Source organism: Streptomyces sp. Y2F8-2 (assembly GCF_014905555.1).
Classification (GTDB): domain Bacteria; phylum Actinomycetota; class Actinomycetes; order Streptomycetales; family Streptomycetaceae; genus Streptomyces; species Streptomyces cynarae.
Genome location: NZ_BNGS01000009.1, coordinates 259,030 through 275,648, shown reverse-complemented (window position 1 = coordinate 275,648; position 16,619 = coordinate 259,030). Strand labels below are relative to the sequence as shown.

Sequence of the window (16,619 nt, the reverse complement as noted above, 5' to 3'; positions counted from 1 at the left end):
CACCCTACCGGCGGAGGGGGGCGGGGCCGCACCGTGCGTCCGCCTGCTGGACGCCCCCGCTCAGCTGTGCGGACGCACTGTCAGACGGGCTGGTTGCCGCAGGTTGGCCGGCGGGTGTACTGACCTGGGCTCCGCCTACGCAGGCTGCTGCGCGGCTGTGCCTACGCAGGCTGCTGCGCAGCTGTGCCTACGCAGGCTGCTGCGCAGCCGCGATGCGCTCGTTGCGCAGCGCCTCGTACCAGCGGTCGTCGACCGGCGGCAGCGCGTTGACGTCCAGCGCCAGCTTCAGCAGCAGGTCCGCGATCTGCGGGTTGCGCGCCAGCACGGGCCCGTGCATGTACGTGCCGAAGACGGTGTCGTTGTACGCGCCCTCCGTGCCGTCGCCCGTGCCGTTGCCCCTGCCGAGTTTCACCTGCGCGAACGGGCGGGCCGTCGGACCGAGGTGGGTGACGCCCTGGTGGTTCTCGAAGCCGGTGAGCGGGGGAAGGCCGAGGCGCGGGTCGATGTCCGCGAGGACGTCGCCGACGCACCGCTCGCCCTCACCGCGCACCGAGACCACGTCGAGCAGTCCGAGGCCCGGCTCGCGCTGCCCGAGGTCGTTGATGAACTCGTGGCCGAGGATCTGGTAGCCGGCGCAGACCGAGAAGACGATCGCGCCGTTCTCCACGGCCCGGTACAGATGCCCGTCGCGGCGCAGCCGCTCGGCCGCGAGCCGCTGCGGCCGGTCCTCGCCGCCGCCGATCAGGTAGATGTCGCCGGAGGTCGGGATCGGCTGGTCGCTGCGCACGTCGAGGCGGGCCACGTCGAGGCCGCGCTGGCGGGCCCGGCGCTCCACGACGAGCGCGTTGCCCTGGTCGCCGTAGGTGCTCAGCAGGTCCGGGTAGATCCACACCAGACGCAGCTGGTTGTCACTCATCGATGCTCGTCCTTCGTGATCAGTTGCCGACGCGGCGGCGCAGGTCCTGGAACGCGGTGTAGTTGGCGATGACCTCGATCCGGCCCGGCGGCGCGAGCTGCACGGCCTGGTCGAGGTTCTCGCAGACCTGGAAGGACTGGTTCGCGACCTCCAGGCGCACGGCGAGGTCCAGCTTGCGGTCGCCGATGACGAAGATCGGGTGGCCGGTCAGCCGCGTGTAGTCGACGTCCCACAGCCAGGAGGTGTCGGTGCCGTCGGCCGAGCGCGCGTTCACGGAGAGGATCACCGGGGTCGGCGGCGGGTCGATCAGCGAGAACGTCTCCAGCCAGCCGGCCGGGTTCTTCGCCAGCAGCAGGCGCAGGTCGCGGTTCTGGAACTGGACGACGTCGTAGCGCCCGGCCACCGCCTGCACCTGGTACATGCGCTCGAGCGCGACCTGCGGGGGCACGCCGAACACGGCCGCGACGGCGGCCGAGCTGGCGGCGTTCGCCTTGTTGGCGCGGCCCGGCAGCTGGAGGTGGATGGGCCAGGCGGAGCCGTGCGGGTCGAGGACGTGGTCCCCGGACAGCGCCCAGCTCGGGGTCGGCCGGCGGAAGCCGCACTCGCCGCAGTACCAGTCGTCCCCGGGGCGCTGCATCACACCGCCGCAGGACGGGCAGGACCAGGCGTCGTCCTTCCACATCTGGCCGGCGGCGACCCAGATCACATTGGGCGAGGAGGACGCGGCCCACACGACCAGCGGGTCGTCGGCGTTCGCGACGACGACGGCCTTGGACCCGGCCAGGCCCTCACGCCAGTTCTCGGCGAGCATACGGGTCTCGGCGGCGCGGTCGAGCTGGTCGCGGGAGAGGTTCAGCAGCGCGATGCACTTCGGGTCGGTGTCGCGGGCGACCCCGGCGAGGTACTTCTCGTCGACCTCGATCACGGCGAACTTGGCGTCCGAACCGCCCGCCAGCGCCGAGGTGATGCCGGCGGGCATGTTGGCGCCGAGCGCGTTCGAGACGACCGGGCCCGCCGCGCGCAGCGCCTCCGCGATCAGCCGGGTGGTCGTGGTCTTGCCGTTGGTCGCCGAGACCAGGACGACGTCCAGGTTCTGGGCGAGCCGGGCGAGGAGGTCGGGGTCGAGCTTCAGCGCCACTCGGCCGCCGATCACCGAACCGCTGCCGCGCCCCGCGGCGCGCGATGCCGCAGCGACCGCCTTGCCCGCGGTCACGGCCAGCTTGGCCCGCGGCGTCAGCGGGTCCGAGTTGCCTGCCATCAGTTCTCGATCCTCCTTGCGTACAACGCCGCGCCCTGTTCCGGCAACGTGTGGGCCTCAGCCTATCGAGATCCCCGCACGCCCCCGAACCGCGGCACCACCCCGGCGCCCGCGCGGCCCTGCCGACCGTACCCTTGCCGGCATGCCACATCGCACCATCCCGGGCGCCCGAGGGCGCGTCCGGCCCATCACCGTGCTCGGCGACCGCGTACTTCGCGAGCCGTGCAGGGACGTCACCGAATTCGGACCCGAACTCGCCCGGCTCGTCGAGGACATGTTCGCGACGATGTACGCCGCGCGGGGGGTCGGCCTGGCCGCGAACCAGGTCGGCGAGCCTTTGCGGGTGTTCGTGTACGACTGTCCGGACGACGAGGACGTGCGTCACCTGGGGCATGTGGTGAATCCACGGCTGGTGGAGGCGGACGGTGTGGTCATCCGTGGACCGGAAGGGTGCCTGTCCCTGCCGGGGCTCGAGGCGGGGACGGAGCGGTTCGACCGGGCGGTCGTCGAGGGGTTCACGGTGGGTGGAGAGCCGGTGCGGGTGGAGGGCACCGGGTGGTTCGCCCGGTGCCTGCAGCACGAGTGCGATCACCTGGCCGGCGGTCTGTACGTGGACCACCTGGCGGGGTGGCGCAAGCGGAGGGTGTTGCGGCAGGCCGCGAGAGCGTCGTGGGGGCGATGAGACGTCGGCGACTGGGGGCCGACTTCGGCTGGTCGCGCCCACCCGGCGGAGCCGCATATCCACACAGCCCCGCGCCCCTAAGGGCGCGCTTCAGAACCCGGGGCCTCCGATGCGGTCCCCAGCCGCAGCGAGACGGCCCCACAGCAAGTCCGCCAAGCTCCGCACCAACTCCGCCCGTGAGCACGGCCGTTCCCCGAGCCACCAGTCGCCGGCGGCGTGCATCATGCCGACGATGCCGTGGCCCCACACCCGCGCCAGTTGGTGGGTGTCCGGGCCGAGGTCCAGGCGTTCCTCGATGACCTGGGCCAGTTCCTCACCCATGCGGCGCAGCAGCGGGATCGAGTGGCGGCCGGTGTCGAAGCCCTGGTCGTTCTGCGAGCCCCCCTCCGCCGGATGCATCAGGAAGCGGTACACCTGCGGTCGTGCCTCGATCGCCGCCAGATACGTGTCCAGCGTGGACTCCACCCGCTCGCGCCGGTCCGCCGGGGCGTCCAGCGCCGCCCGCAGCGAGTCGAGCAGCGCGTCCGTGTGGCGTTTGGCGAGCGCCGCGTACAGCCCGCCCTTGTCGCCGAAGTGGCGGTAGAGGATCGGCTTGGTGATGCCGGCCTCGGCGGCGATGGCGTTCATCGAGGCCCCGGGGCCGTCGCGCAGCACCACTCGGTCGGCGGCCTCCAGCAACTCTCGCCGTCGGCGGTCGGCGGACCGCTCCTGATCGGTCCGCTGCGTGGTGTCCATCATCTCTCCCCACCCGTCCTGATTCGGTGACGCCTGCGCAAAGTAACACTGAAAGGCGAGTCGGTATCGAACGAGCTGCCGACTTGCCAAGGGGACGGCCCGGCCGGCCCGGGAGTTGACTTCTCCTACTGGCGAGTAACAGACTGCTGTTACCGCAAGTAACACGTTAGCGCAGTGCTGGAGGGGACATGGCCGAGTTCACCATGGAGCTCAACGACGAACAGAAGGAGGTCCGCGACTGGCTGCACGGCTTCGCCGCCGATGTCATCCGCCCCGCGGCCGCCGAATGGGACGAGCGTGAGGAGACTCCCTGGCCGGTCATCCAGGAGGCCGCGAAGGTCGGCATCTACTCCCTCGACTTCTATGCCCAGCAGTACTTCGACTCCACGGGTCTCGGCATCCCCATGACGATGGAGGAGCTGTTCTGGGGCGACGCGGGCATCGCCCTGTCGATCGTCGGGACCGGACTCGCCGCCGTCGGAGTCCTCGCCAACGGCACTGAGGAGCAGATCGGCACCTGGATCCCCCAGATGTACGGCGACGCCGACGACGTCAAGGTGGCCGCCTTCTGCTCCTCCGAGCCCGACGCCGGCTCCGACGTGGCCTCCCTGCGCACGCGCGCCGTGTACGACGAGGCCAAGGACGAGTGGGTGATCAACGGCACCAAGACCTGGGCGACCAACGGCGGCATCGCCAACGTCCACGTCGTGGTCGCGGTCGTCGACCCCGAGCTGGGCTCCAAGGGTCACGCGTCCTTCATCATCCCGCCGAACACGCCGGGCCTCGCCCAGGGCCAGAAGTTCAAGAAGCACGGCATCCGCGCCTCGCACACCGCGGAGGTGATCCTCGACGACGTCCGTGTCCCCGGATCCTGCCTGCTCGGCGGCAAGGAGAAGCTGGACGAGCGGCTCGCCCGCGCCCGGGAGAAGGCGAGGAAGGGCGGGGAGCGCGTGAAGAACGCGGCGATGGCCACCTTCGAGGCGAGCCGTCCCGCGGTGGGCGCCATGGCGGTGGGCACCGCTCGCGCCGCCTACGAGGTGGCCCTCGACTACGCCAGGACGCGCGAGCAGTTCGGGCGGCCGATCATCGACAACCAGGGCGTCGCCTTCCAGCTCGCGGACATGCGCACGCAGATCGACGCCGCGCGGCTGCTGGTGTGGCGGGCCTCGTGGATGGCGGTCAACGGCAAGCCGTTCACCGCTGCCGAGGGGTCGATGTCGAAGCTGTTCGCGAGCGAGACGGCGAAGAAGGTCACGGCCCAGGCGATACAGATCCTCGGGGGCAACGGGTACACCCGGGAGTACCCCGTGGAGCGCATGCACCGGGACGCGGCCATCTACACGATCTTCGAGGGCACCAGCGAGATCCAGCGGCTGGTGATCGCCCGGACGCTTTCCGGCATGCCCATTCGCTGAGGGCCCCTCACCAGGCTCTACCGGTGCTTGAGCGGCGTGATCTGCTCGATGTCGTACCGCCTCCGCAGCGCCTCGATCGCCTCGTGGTCCGGCGGGCCCCCGTCGGCGAGGATCTCCAGGAGTTCCTCGAAGTAGCGTTCGTGGTCCGGGGGCGGGGACGCCTGGAAGAACATCTTCGCCGGGGTCTCCGTCGGGTTCGCGAAGGCGTGGGGGCAGCCGGGGGGCACGACGATGACCGTGCCCGGGGTGGCGCGGAGCACCCGGCGGCCCGAGCTCGACTCCCACTTCTGCCAGTTGTCGGGGGTCCGGACGCGCGGCTCGAAGGCGAGCACGTCCAGCTCGCCCTCGAGCACGTAGAAAAGCTCCTCGCTGCGCGTGTGCACATGGGCGCCGACGTCGAAGCCCGGCGGCACGATCACCTCGAACGTGGACGCCATGCGCGAGTGCGAGCCGGTCACCTTGAACGTCACGTGCTGGGCCGGTGTCTGGACCACACGTCCCTGACCCGGCGGCACGAACAGGCCCTCGGTGGCCACTGGTCTGTCAGTCGTCGTCATGAGCCGCTCACCACGTCACGGGAAGGGCATCGGGCCCGCGGGTCAGCGCGCCCTCACGGAAGGGGACCTCATCGGGCGGCACCGCGAGCCGCAGCCCCGGCACCCGGTCCAGGAGCGCGTCCAGCAGCATCTCGGACGCCAGCCTGGCCGGCATGCCGCCCGGGCAGCGGTGCGGGCCGGAGCCGAACGCCACATGGGGGTTCGGGTAGCGCGCGAAGTCGATCGTCTCCGGGTCCGGGAAGACGCCCGGGTCGCGGTTCGCCGCCGCGTACGACACATACACCGCCTCACCCGCCCGGATCCGCACGCCCCCGACCTCCACGTCCTGCGTCGCCACCCGGGGCGGTCCCACGGCGTTGCGGTGCGGGACGTACCGCAGCAGTTCGTCGACGGCCTGCGGGCGGATCGCCGGCTCGGCCCGCAGACGTTCGGTCAGGTCCGGGCGGGTCAGCAGGAGGTGGAACATCCGGCCGGTGTGGCCGGTGACCGCCTCCGCGCCGATCTGCAGCAGCACCGCGAGGCCGGCCGCCTCGTCGAGTGCCGCCTCACCCAGACCCACGGCGGCCCCGAGCAGCGAGACGACGTCCTCGCCGGTGCCGCCCTCACGGGCCCCGATCAGGCCGGTGAAGTACGCGTTCATCTCGTCCCTGGCGCGCTCACCGGTCTTCGAGCCGTGCGCGGGGGAGAGGATGAGCCGGGTCCAGGTGCGCATGTCGTGCCGGTCGGCGGCCGGGACGCCCATCAGCTCGCAGATCAGGGCACCGGGGAAGGGGCCGAGAACCGCCGCGATGAGGTCGGCCGGAGGCCCGTCCTGGAGCAGCTCGTCGACCAGTTCGTCGAGCATGCGCCGCGCCGTCTCGCGCACCCGCTCGACGCCGCGCGCCGTGAAGGCCGCGGCGACCGAGCGGCGCGGCCGGGCAGGCTCGGAGGAGTCCGGGAAGGTGACCGCGTCCCGCTGCGGGACGACGTGCGGGGCGAGCCGGGCCGGGCGACCGTCCATGACCGGCTCACGGCCGAACCGGGGGTCGTTCGTGACCGCTCGCACATCGTCGTAGCGGGTCACGAGCCAGGCCCAGCCCTCGCCGTCGGGCCGCCCGACCCGGCTGACCGGGCCTTCGCGCATCAGCTCGGCCAGGTCCGGGTCGAGGTCCACGCCGGGCGGGCGGGGGGCGGGCCAGGGGCGGACCGGCGGCAGGATCCCGCTGCTCGTCCCCTCGGCCGCGGCGCGCCGCCTGTCGTCCGTGTCGGTGGTCATCTCATTTCTTCCCGTTCCCGGAGATGTGCCAGCGGCCCAGCGCCATCTCCGCCGTGATGCCCGGTCCGAAACCGGCCAGCAGCCCGCGCGCCGCGTGTTCGGCACCGCCCGACTCGAACAGCCGGCGCAGCGCGTCCAGGACGACGGCGCTCGCGATGTTGCCGTACTCGGTGAGGGTGGCCCGGCTGAACCGGAACGCCTCCGCCGGCACGTGCAGGAACTTGCTCAGGTCGTCCAGGATGCGCGGGCCGCCTGCGTGGACGATGTAGAAGTCCAGCTCGGAGGCGTCCCAGCCATGCTGCCTGGCCAGTCCGTCGAGTGCCGGGGCGAGCGGTTCCATCGTGGTGGGCACCCGCTTGTCCAGCAGGAAGTGGAAACCGGTGGCCCGGACGTCGTACGCGATCCACTCCTCGGTCTTCGGGATCAGGTACGAGGCGTTGCGTTCCAGCTTCACGCCGGTGCCGCCCTTGCCGCGCACGACCGCCGCCGCGACGCCGTCGCCGAACAGGCCGTTGGACAGGAGCGAGCCGACGCCCAGGTCGGTGGGCTGGTAGCACAACGAGCAGAACTCGCAGGCCACGATGAGGGCGTTGGCGTCGGGGTAGGCCGTGCAGAAGTCGTGTGCCCGGTTGATGGCCGCGCCGCCGGCGGCGCAGCCCAACTGGGCTATGGGTATCTGCCGGGTGTCGGTGCTGAAGCCCATGGAGTTGATCAGCCACGCGGTCAGCGAGGGCATCATGAACCCGGTGCACGACACGTAGATGATCACGTCGATGTCGGTGGTGAGCAGTTCGGCGTCGTCCAGCGCCCGCTGCACCACCGCGGGCACGCGGGCCTTCGCCTCGGCCTCATAGAGGTTGTTGCGCTCCTCGAAGCCCGGGTGCTTCAGGGTCTCCTCGATGGGCTGCACGATGTGCCGGGTCTTGACCCCGGTGTTCGCGATGAGCCTCAGCGCGAGAGGGAGTTGGGGATGGTCCGGGTGGCGGGAGCGCGCCAGGTCCAGCGTCTCCTCCATCGTGATCACGTGTTCCGGGACAGAAACCGCGGGCTTGCACAGAGTCGCCATGGAGCGCGCCTTCTTTCGCCTTGGCGGAGGACTCTTCGTCCCCCGGCGGAAGGGGGTTCGTCACCCGTACGCGGGTGGTCCACCCACGATCACCCGACGCAGCGGGGATATCTCGCGGTGATACTCCGATCCAGTGGTGGACGTACAGTGACGACATGTGTGCGTAAGGTCGCACAGCGTAGTGAGGAGGGGCGTCGATGACACGTACGGCCAGGGAACTGCTGGAGACGGCCGCCGAGAGGCTGGCCCCCGACCCGCACGCCAACCGGCTGCTTCCGCTGATCGCCCGCGGGGCGGCCCGGCCCGCCACCCTCGCCGCCCTCGCCGCCGAAGAGCGGGACGTGATCGCCTCCGACCGCCGCGCCTTCCGGCACCTCGCCGAGCGCTGCCGGGACCAGCCGGCGTGCACGGACTTCTTCACCGCGCTCGCCGAGGCCGAGGCCGTGGCCCAGGACCGCCTGGGCGCGTACGCCGCCGCCTGCGAGGAGGCGAAGCCGGCCGGGTACGAGCCGATGGCGGACTGCCAGGGGTATGCCGCCTACGTGGCCTGGCTGGCCCTGAACGGGGAACCGGCCGACGTCGCCCTGGCCCTGAGCGCCAACTTCGCGACCTGGGGCGACTACTGCGCGAGGATCGCGCTGGCGCTACGCCACTGCTACGGCTTCACCGACGAGGCCTGCGCCTTCTTCGACCTGTTCGCGGAGCCGTCCCCGGACCTGGACCGGAAGGCGGGCGCGGCGATCCAGGAGGCCCTGGAGGCGGACCGCCTGAACGAGGAGCGCGCCCACCGCTACGGCCGCCTGCTCCAGAGCTACGAGACCGCTTTCTGGCACGCGCTGTGGGAACTGGACGGCAAGGGCTGACGGCAGCGGCCCCCGGCCGCCTACGAACCGCTGCTGTGCGCGATGCACGCGACGTCGATCCGGTCCGCGAGTTTCGCCAGCTCGATGGCCAACGCGGCCACCGTGTCCTCGTCCAGCCCCTGGTCCCCCTCCTCCACAAGCCGCACCCATCGACCGCCCAGCCTGCGCAGCAACTTGCTCACATCGGCGGCAGCCACCTGCAAGGTCCCGCGGTCGTCGACGATCAGAGGAAGGGTCACTTCGCGGTTCACAGAGGCGATCGTAACCGTGGAACGCTCACGCCCCGTGCCACACCGTGGTGATGTTGCAGAACTCGCGGATTCCGTGCTCGGCCAGCTCGCGCCCGTAACCGGAGCGCTTGGCCCCGCCGAACGGGAAGGCCGGATGGGACGCCGTCATCCCGTTGACGTACACCCCGCCGGCCTCCAGATCCTGCACGAAACGGTCCACTTCGGTCCCGTTGCGCGTCCAGACGTTCGAACTCAGTCCGAACGGCGAGTCGTTCGCGATCGCCACCGCCTCGTCGAGGTCCGCAGCCCGGTACAGCGTGGCCACCGGGCCGAACGCCTCCTCGTGGTGGATCCGCATCTCGGGGGTGATGTCGGCGAGGACGGTCGGCGGGTAGTACCAGCCCGGCCGGTCGGGCCGCTCGCCGCCGCACAGCACCGTCGCGCCCGCCTCCACCGCGTCGTCGACGAGCTCCTCGAGGTCGGCCCGGCCCCGCTCGCTGTACAGCGGCCCGACCTCGGTCTCCTCGTCCATCGGGTCGCCGATCTTGAGCGCCTTCATTCCGGCTGTGAACCGCTCGGCGAACGCGTCGAACACGTCCGCGTGCACGATGAACCGCTTGGCGGCGATGCAGGACTGCCCGGTGTTCTGCACCCTGGCCGTCACCGCGACCTGCGCGGCCCGGTCCAGGTCCGCGGACGGCATGACGATGTAGGGGTCGCTGCCGCCCAGTTCCAGCACCGTCTTCTTGATCTCGTCCCCGGCGACCGAGGCGACGGACCGGCCCGCCGGCTCGCTGCCGGTGAGCGTGGCCGCCTTGACCCGCGGGTCGCGCAGGACCTTCTCGACCTCTCCGGAGCCGATCAGCAGGGTCTGGAAGCAGCCTTCGGGGAAGCCCGCCCGGCGGAACAGGTCCTCCAGGTAGAGGGCGGTCTGCGGGACGTTGGAGGCGTGCTTGAGCAGGCCCACGTTCCCCGCCATCAGCGCGGGCGCCGCGAACCGGATCACCTGCCACAGCGGGAAGTTCCACGGCATCACGGCGAGCACCGGGCCGAGCGGCCGGTAGCGCACGATCACCCGGGAGGCGCCCGAGTCCTTCACGTCGACGTCGGGGGGCTCCTCGTCGGCGAGCAGCTCCTCGGCGCGGTCGGCGTACCAGCGCATGGCCTTGGCGCACTTGGCGGCCTCGGAGCGGGCCTGCTTGACCGGCTTGCCCATCTCGGTGGTGATCACCCGGGCGATGTCCTGCTGGTCCTCCTCGAGCAGGTCGGCCGCCTTGCGCATGAGCAGCGCCCGCTCGGCGAACGTCGTGGTGCGATGGGTGCGGAACGCGGCCTCGGCGGCGGCGAGCCTGCGCTCGATCTCCTCCGCGCCCAGGGCGTCGTACGTCTTGAGCGTCTCGCCGGTCGCCGGGTTCACGGTGGCGATGGGCATGGCTGACCTCCTGGAAGGGCTTGCTTCGACCTTCCCGCGCGGCGGTGGCGGCCGCAACGCGGGCGGCGTTGTCCCGGTGTCATCGGACACCGCCGTCGCTCGAGTGCTCCGCGAGCCGGTCGAGAAACGCCCTCTGTGCGCTCACGATCACCTCCCGGGCCCGGTCGAGGTCGAACCACGCCACCCGGTCCACCTCCGGGAACTCCTCCAGACGCCCCGACTTCGGCGGCCACTCCATCGTGAAGGTGCCCGGCTCGATCGCCGCCGGGTCGAGGTCCGCCTCGACCGCCCAGGCCGTGACGGTCTTGCCGCCGCTCTGCCGCACCTCGCCGAGCGGGACGGCCTCCCCGTCGGGCGGCGCCAGCCCCAGCTCCTCCCGGAACTCGCGGCGGGCCGCGTCCCAGGACGGCTCGTCGGGGTCGTACTCGCCCTTGGGGACGGTCCACGCGCCGGCCTCACGGCGGGCGAAGAACGGGCCGCCCATGTGGGCCAGCAGGACCTCCGGACCGTGGTCGGTGCGCCGGAACAGCAGCAGACCCGCGCTGCGTCTGCTCCGCCCGCTCACGGCGCCACCTCGGGGTGGGCGGCCAGCAGCGTCTCCACGGTGTCGGCCTCCTCGGGGCGCTTGTCCTCCCGATAGCGCACCACCCGGGCGAAGCGCAGCGTGACGCCGGCCGGGTAGCGGGTGGAGCGCTGCAGCCCGTCGTAGGCGATCTCGACCACGAGCTCGGGCCGTACCTTCACCACCCAGCCGTTGTCCTCGACGGCCAGTTCCTTCAGCCGCTCGGTCTGCCAGGCGAGCATCGCGTCCGTCATGCCCTTGAACGTCTTGCCGAGCATCGCGAAGGAGCCGTCGGGGTTGCGGGCGCCGAGGTGGAGGTTGGACAGCCTGCCGGTGCGGCGACCGTGGCCCCACTCGGCGGCCAGCACCACCAGGTCGAGGGTGTGCACCGGTTTCACCTTGAGCCAGGACGCGCCGCGCCGGCCCGCGCTGTAGGGGGCGTCGAGCGCCTTGACCACCACGCCCTCGTGTCCGCGCTTCAGCGTCTCGGTGAGGAAGGTCTCCGCGGCGGCGACGTCCCCCGGGTCGCCCGGGTCGTGCACGAGCGTGCGCCGCACCCGCATGGGTTCGGGGACCAGCCGGGCGAGCTCGGCGTGGCGGTCCGTGAACGGCAGGTCCAGCAGGTCGCGGCCGTCCACGGACAGCGCGTCGAAGAAGACGGGGGAGACGGGGACGGTCGCGGCGGCCGTCGCGACGTCCACCCGGGAGCCGACACGCCCCGAGGTCTCCTGGAAGGAGCGCGGCCTGCCGTCCGCGTCCAGGGCGATGACCTCGCCGTCCAGGATGAACCGCTCGCCCCGCAACTCGAGGGCGGCCGAGGTGATCTCCGGCAGCCGGTCGGTGATGTCGTCCAGGGTCCGGGTGTGGATGCGTACCTCGTCGCCGTCCCGGTGGACCTGGACGCGGATGCCGTCGAGCTTCTCCTCGACGGCGCACGCACCCAGCTTCCGGACGGCCTCCGCGACCGAGGAGGCGGTCTGCGCCAGCATCGGCAGCACCGGCCGGCCGACCGTGAGCCGGAACGCCTCCAAGGCCGCCGGGCCGTCGGCGAGCAGGGCCCGCGCCACGGTCTGCAGCGACCCGGCGAGCATGACGGCCCGCCGTACGTCCGCCGGGTCGGCGCCCGTCGCCCCGGCCAGCCCCTCCACGGCGTGGGCGTCCAGCGCCCCCTGCCGCACTTCCCCGGTGAGCAGGCCGAACAGGAACCGCTGCTCCTCGGCGGTGGCCGCCGCCAGCAACGCGCCGACCAGCCTCCTGCGTTCCGCCTGCGAGCCGGTGCCGGTGACCGAGCCGATCCGGGTCAGCCGGGCGTCCACGTCCCGCACGGTGAGCGTGGCCACCTCGGCCGGCGGTACTCCCTGGTCGAGGAGCTTCCAGCCGATGCCGAGCCGCCCCTGGGGCAGGCGTCCGGCCAGATACGGGATGACGATCGGCACGTCGTCCGCGTCGGCGGCCCGGAACAGCTCGGCGAGCAGCGCGATCTTCCGGGACCGCGCCGAGGCGGCGGCGACCTCCTGGGACACATGGGCGAGCCGGCTCAGCAGCATGCAGTCATGGTGCACCTGGGGCGGCCCGCCTACACCTTCGTCCGTCCCGGTCGGCGGCGAGGTCGCCGAGATGCTGCGCCATTGACAAACGCGTTTGCCGAAACTGCAATGCAGCCATGAGTACCGATGACGTTCTCGCGGGCGTGGGCCCGAGGCTGCGACGGATCCGCAAGGAGCGGGAGGTGACGCTCGCGGCGCTGTCGGAGGCCACCGGCATCTCCGTCAGCACTCTCTCCCGACTGGAGTCGGGCCTGCGCAGGCCCAGCCTCGAACTGCTGCTGCCGATCGCGCAGGCCCACCAGGTACCGCTGGACGAACTGGTGGGTGCGCCCCCGGTGGGGGACCCGCGGGTGCGCGCCAAGCCGATCGTCCGCGGCGGCCGCACCCACTGGCCGCTGACCCGGCAGCCCGGTGGCCTCCAGGCCTTCAAGGTCCTCGAACCGCAGCGCAAGCCGGCGCCCGATCCTCGGACGCACGAGGGCTATGAGTGGCTGTACGTGCTCTCCGGAAAGCTGCGGCTGGTGCTGGGGGAGCACGACGTGGTGCTGACCGCGGGGGAGGCGGCGGAGTTCGACACGCGGGTGCCGCACTGGTTCGGGTCGACGGGGCAGGGGCCGGTGGAGTTCCTCAGCCTGTTCGGCCCGCAGGGGGAGCGGATGCACGTACGGGCGCGGCCCGCTCGTTCGTGACGCATCCGACTGTTCCCTCATGGGCAAGCGACCGCTTAGTATGCGACGAGCCCGGTCGGACAGAGCAGTCGGTGGAGGCCCCGCATGCAGGCATGGCAAGTGCACGAGAACGGTGAGCCGAGTGAGGTGATGCGCCTCGCGGAGGTGGAGCGGCCCACGCCCGGCGACGGCCAGGTCCTGCTGAAGGTACGGGCCGCCAACGTCAACTTCCCGGACGCGCTGCTGTGCCGCGGGCAGTACCAGGTCCGGCCGCCGCTGCCGTTCACGCCGGGCGTGGAGATCTGCGGCGAGACCGAGGACGGGCGCCGCGTGATCGCCAACCCTGTGCTGCCGTACGGCGGCTTCGCCGAGTACGCGCTCGCGGACGCCGCGGCCCTGCTGCCCGCCCCGGACTCCCTCGACGACGCCAAGGCCGCCGCCCTGCACATCGGCTACCAGACGGGCTGGTTCGGTCTGCACCGCCGGGCCGGTCTGGAAGCCGGCGAGACGCTGCTCGTCCACGCCGCCGCAGGAGGGGTCGGCAGCGCGGCCGTGCAGCTCGGCAGGGCGGCCGGTGCGAGGGTCATCGGCGTCGTCGGGGGCGCGGACAAGGCGGCCGTCGCCCGGGAGCTGGGCTGTGACGTGGTGATCGACCGGCGCGCCGAGGACGTCGTCGCCGCGGTGAAGGAGGCGACCGGCGGCCGGGGCGCCGACGTGATCTACGACCCGGTGGGCGGTCAGGCCTACGCACAGTCCGCGAAGGTCGTCGCCTTCGAGGGCCGGATCGTCGTCGTGGGCTTCGCCAGCGGGTCCATCCCCAGCCCGGGGCTGAACCACGCACTCGTCAAGAACTACTCGATCCTCGGCCTGCACTGGGGCCTGTACAACACCAAGAACCCGAAGCTGGTCCAGCACTGCCACGAACAGCTCACCGAACTGGCCGCCCGCGGCGCCATCAAGCCGCTGGTGAGCGAGCGTGTCCCGCTGAGCGGTGCCGCGACCGCCGTGCAGCGCGTGGCCGACGGCGTGACGACCGGCCGGGTCGCCGTCGTCCTGGAGAACGGAGCCGCCGCATGACCGACGCCGCCGAACTGCGCCGCCGTACGCAGGAGTTGCTCGCTGCCCACCCGCCGGCGACCACCGACCGCCTCGACTTCCTCAGGGCCCGCTTCGACGCCGGACTCGCCTGGGTGCACTACCCGGAGGGCCTCGGTGGCCTCGGCGCCACCCGCTCCCTCCAGGCCGTCGTCGACGCCGAGCTCGAGGCGGCCGGCGCCCCCGACAACGACCCCCGCCGCATCGGCATCGGGCTCGGCATGGCCGCGCCGACGATCCTCCGCTACGGCACCGAGGAGCAGAAGCGGCGCTACCTCAGGCCGCTGTGGACGGGCGAGGAGGTGTGGTGCCAGCTGTTCAGCGAGCCCGGCGCCGGATCCGACCTCGCCGCCCTCGGCACGCGGGCCGTCCGGGACGGCGACGACTGGGTCGTGGGCGGGCAGAAGGTGTGGACGTCCAGCGCCCACATCGCCCGCTGGGCCATCCTCATCGCCCGCACGGACCCGGACGTGCCCAAGCACCAGGGCATCACCTACTTCATCTGCGACATGACCGACCCCGGCGTCGAGGTCCGGCCGCTGCGGCAGATCACCGGCGAGGCCGAGTTCAACGAGGTCTTCCTCACCGACGTCCGCATTCCCGACGCCCGCCGCCTCGGCGAGGTCGGAGACGGCTGGCGGGTCGCGCAGACCACGCTGATGAACGAGCGGGTGTCCATCGGCGGCATGCGCATCCCGCGCGAGGGCGGCATGATCGGCCCGGTCGCGAGGACCTGGCGCGAGCGCCCCGAACTGCGCACCCACGACCTGCACCAGCGGCTGCTGGGGCTGTGGGTCGAGGCCGAGGTCGTCCGGCTCACCGGCGAACGGCTGCGCCAGCAGCTCGCCGTGGGCCAGCCGGGCCCCGAGGGCTCCGGCATGAAGCTCGCCTTCGCCCGCCTCAACCAGGAGATCAGCGGCCTGGAGGTCGAACTTCGGGGCGAGGAGGGCCTGTTGTACGACGACTGGACCCTTCGCCGGCCCGAACTCGTCGACTTCACCGGCCGGGACGCCGGCTACCGCTATCTCCGCTCCAAGGGCAACAGCATCGAGGGCGGGACCAGCGAGGTCCTGCTGAACATCGTCGCCGAGCGCGTCCTTGGCCTGCCCGCCGAGCCGCGCACCGACAAGGACGTCGCATGGAAGGACCTGGCCCGATGACGGATCTTCTCTACTCCGAGGAGGAAGAGGCGCTGCGCGCCGCCGTGCGGGACCTGCTCGCCGACCACTGCGACGCGCCAGGCGTCATCGCGCGCACCGAGTCCGGCGCCCCGCACGACCTCGCGGCCTGGAAGGCGCTCGCCGACGGAATGGGTCTCGTCGGCCTGCTGGTGCCCGAGGAACTGGGCGGTCAGGGCGCCTCGCACCGCGAAGTCGCCGTGGTGCTGGAGGAACTGGGCCGGGCCGTCGCCCCGGTGCCGTACCTCACCAGCGCGGTCGTGGCCACCGAGGCCTTGCTGGTCTGCGGTGACGAGGAGCTCCTGGGCCGGCTGGCCTCAGGCCGCGCGATCGGCGCCCTGGCGGTCGGCCTGCACACCGCTCCAGGCGCCGTGGCGAAGACCGCGAGGCTGGAGAACGGCACCCTGCACGGTGAGTTGACCGGCATAGCCGACGCCGCCGTCGCCGACGTCCTGCTGGTCCCGGCCGACGACGGTGGCCTGTACGCCGTGACCGCCGACGCGGTGACCGTCACGCCGCAGGTCTCCCTGGACCTGACCCGCCCGCTCGCCACCGTCACCCTCGACGGGGCGCCCGGCCGCCGTATCGGCGACGCTGAACCCGCCGTGCGACGGGCCCTGCGCACCGCCGCCGGACTGCTCGCTTCCGAGCAACTGGGTGTGGCCGACTGGGCGTTGACCGAGACGGTCCGCTATCTGAAGGAGCGCAAGCAGTTCAACCGTCCGGTCGGCGGCTTCCAGGCGCTCAAGCACCGGCTCGCCCAGCTCTGGCTGGACGTCGCGGGCCTGCGGGCCGCCGCACGGGCGGCCGCCGATGCGCTCGCCACTGGCGAGGACACCGACGTCACGGTGGCCGTCGCGCAGGCCTACGCCTCCCCGGTCGCCGTACGCGCCACCGAAGAGGCCCTGCAGCTGCACGGCGGGATCGGCATGACCTGGGAGCACCCGGTCCACCTGTATCTGAAGCGGGCCAAGGCCGATTCGATCGCCTGCGGTACGGCGGGAGCGCACCGCGCGGTACTCGCCGAACTGGTCGACCTCCAGTCGCCCTGATCCACCGCGCATGAAGCCCGCCCCGTCCGGGGCGGGCTTCATGCATGCGCGTGTTGACGCCTGCCCCGACTCGAGGCGCTCCTCGACGCCCACGAGAGGGTGGAGAAC

16 protein-coding genes and 1 pseudogene are annotated in these 16,619 nt (G+C 72.0%); 7 read left to right on the top strand and 10 right to left on the bottom strand.

The window, feature by feature from the left end; translation table 11 throughout:
- Positions 1 to 187: 187 nt before the first annotated feature.
- Both SY2F82_RS28695 and SY2F82_RS28690 read right to left on the bottom strand, forming a co-directional pair.
- On the bottom strand, positions 188 to 916 hold the full coding sequence (locus tag SY2F82_RS28695) for a type 1 glutamine amidotransferase (protein WP_200422046.1): 729 nt from the start codon (positions 914 to 916) through the stop codon (positions 188 to 190).
- Positions 917 to 935: 19 nt separating this feature from the next.
- Positions 936 to 2,174, bottom strand: a complete 1,239-nt coding sequence (locus tag SY2F82_RS28690) for a MurT ligase domain-containing protein (RefSeq protein ID WP_200422045.1) — start codon at positions 2,172 to 2,174, stop codon at positions 936 to 938.
- 142 nt (positions 2,175 to 2,316) lie between these two features.
- On the opposite strand from SY2F82_RS28690, the gene def reads away from it, so the two are divergent.
- Positions 2,317 to 2,856: a peptide deformylase gene (gene def, locus SY2F82_RS28685; protein WP_200422044.1), complete on the top strand. Its 540-nt coding sequence runs from the start codon at positions 2,317 to 2,319 to the stop codon at positions 2,854 to 2,856.
- Positions 2,857 to 2,946: 90 nt separating this feature from the next.
- Here the strand turns inward: def and SY2F82_RS28680 are convergent, their stop codons facing one another.
- The gene (locus SY2F82_RS28680) at positions 2,947 to 3,591 is read right to left on the bottom strand and encodes a TetR family transcriptional regulator (RefSeq protein ID WP_200422164.1); all 645 of its coding nucleotides are present in this window, start codon (positions 3,589 to 3,591) and stop codon (positions 2,947 to 2,949) included.
- Positions 3,592 to 3,779: 188 nt separating this feature from the next.
- Here SY2F82_RS28680 and SY2F82_RS28675 point away from each other — a divergent pair, with 188 nt between their 5' ends.
- Entirely contained in the window at positions 3,780 to 5,006 is a 1,227-nt protein-coding gene (locus SY2F82_RS28675; RefSeq protein WP_200422043.1) for an acyl-CoA dehydrogenase family protein, read from the top strand.
- Between the two features lie 17 nt (positions 5,007 to 5,023).
- Here the strand turns inward: SY2F82_RS28675 and SY2F82_RS28670 are convergent, their stop codons facing one another.
- The 3 genes and pseudogenes from SY2F82_RS28670 to SY2F82_RS28660 all read right to left on the bottom strand — a co-directional run.
- On the bottom strand, positions 5,024 to 5,563 hold the full coding sequence (locus SY2F82_RS28670) for a cupin domain-containing protein (RefSeq protein ID WP_200422042.1): 540 nt from the start codon (positions 5,561 to 5,563) through the stop codon (positions 5,024 to 5,026).
- 7 nt (positions 5,564 to 5,570) lie between these two features.
- A complete protein-coding gene (locus tag SY2F82_RS28665) occupies positions 5,571 to 6,818 on the bottom strand; it encodes a cytochrome P450 (protein WP_200422041.1) in 1,248 nt (415 codons plus the stop codon).
- Between the two features lies 1 nt (position 6,819).
- Positions 6,820 to 7,893, bottom strand: a pseudogene (locus SY2F82_RS28660) (type III polyketide synthase); the annotation flags it as partial.
- Positions 7,894 to 8,081: 188 nt separating this feature from the next.
- Here SY2F82_RS28660 and SY2F82_RS28655 point away from each other — a divergent pair.
- Entirely contained in the window at positions 8,082 to 8,747 is a 666-nt protein-coding gene (locus SY2F82_RS28655) for a transcriptional regulator (protein WP_200422039.1), read from the top strand.
- Positions 8,748 to 8,767: 20 nt separating this feature from the next.
- On the opposite strand, the gene SY2F82_RS28650 is transcribed toward SY2F82_RS28655, so the two are convergent.
- The 4 genes from SY2F82_RS28650 to SY2F82_RS28635 all read right to left on the bottom strand — a co-directional run bounded on the left by SY2F82_RS28650 (position 8,768) and on the right by SY2F82_RS28635 (position 12,518).
- Positions 8,768 to 8,998 carry a DUF6213 family protein gene (locus SY2F82_RS28650; RefSeq protein ID WP_103839044.1) on the bottom strand — a complete coding sequence of 77 codons (231 nt, stop codon included), beginning with the start codon at positions 8,996 to 8,998 and terminating at the stop codon, positions 8,768 to 8,770.
- Positions 8,999 to 9,023: 25 nt separating this feature from the next.
- On the bottom strand, positions 9,024 to 10,409 hold the full coding sequence (locus tag SY2F82_RS28645; RefSeq protein WP_200422038.1) for an NADP-dependent succinic semialdehyde dehydrogenase: 1,386 nt from the start codon (positions 10,407 to 10,409) through the stop codon (positions 9,024 to 9,026).
- Positions 10,410 to 10,488: 79 nt separating this feature from the next.
- Entirely contained in the window at positions 10,489 to 10,974 is a 486-nt protein-coding gene (locus SY2F82_RS28640) for an NUDIX domain-containing protein (RefSeq protein ID WP_200422037.1), read from the bottom strand.
- Positions 10,971 to 12,518, bottom strand: coding sequence for an ATP-dependent DNA ligase (locus SY2F82_RS28635; protein WP_200422036.1), 1,548 nt, complete (start codon positions 12,516 to 12,518; stop codon positions 10,971 to 10,973). The genes SY2F82_RS28640 and SY2F82_RS28635 overlap by 4 nt, the downstream gene beginning before the upstream one ends.
- 116 nt (positions 12,519 to 12,634) lie before the next feature.
- Here SY2F82_RS28635 and SY2F82_RS28630 point away from each other — a divergent pair, with 116 nt between their 5' ends.
- The 4 genes from SY2F82_RS28630 (at position 12,635) to SY2F82_RS28615 (ending at position 16,511) form a co-directional block, all read left to right on the top strand.
- A complete protein-coding gene (locus SY2F82_RS28630; protein WP_200422035.1) occupies positions 12,635 to 13,207 on the top strand; it encodes a helix-turn-helix domain-containing protein in 573 nt (190 codons plus the stop codon).
- Positions 13,208 to 13,291: 84 nt separating this feature from the next.
- Positions 13,292 to 14,263, top strand: coding sequence for an NADPH:quinone oxidoreductase family protein (locus SY2F82_RS28625; protein WP_200422034.1), 972 nt, complete (start codon positions 13,292 to 13,294; stop codon positions 14,261 to 14,263).
- A complete protein-coding gene (locus SY2F82_RS28620; RefSeq protein WP_200422033.1) occupies positions 14,260 to 15,441 on the top strand; it encodes an acyl-CoA dehydrogenase family protein in 1,182 nt (393 codons plus the stop codon). The genes SY2F82_RS28625 and SY2F82_RS28620 overlap by 4 nt, the downstream gene beginning before the upstream one ends.
- Entirely contained in the window at positions 15,438 to 16,511 is a 1,074-nt protein-coding gene (locus SY2F82_RS28615; protein WP_200422032.1) for an acyl-CoA dehydrogenase family protein, read from the top strand. Before SY2F82_RS28620 ends, SY2F82_RS28615 begins: the two co-directional genes overlap by 4 nt.
- Positions 16,512 to 16,619 lie beyond the last annotated feature (108 nt).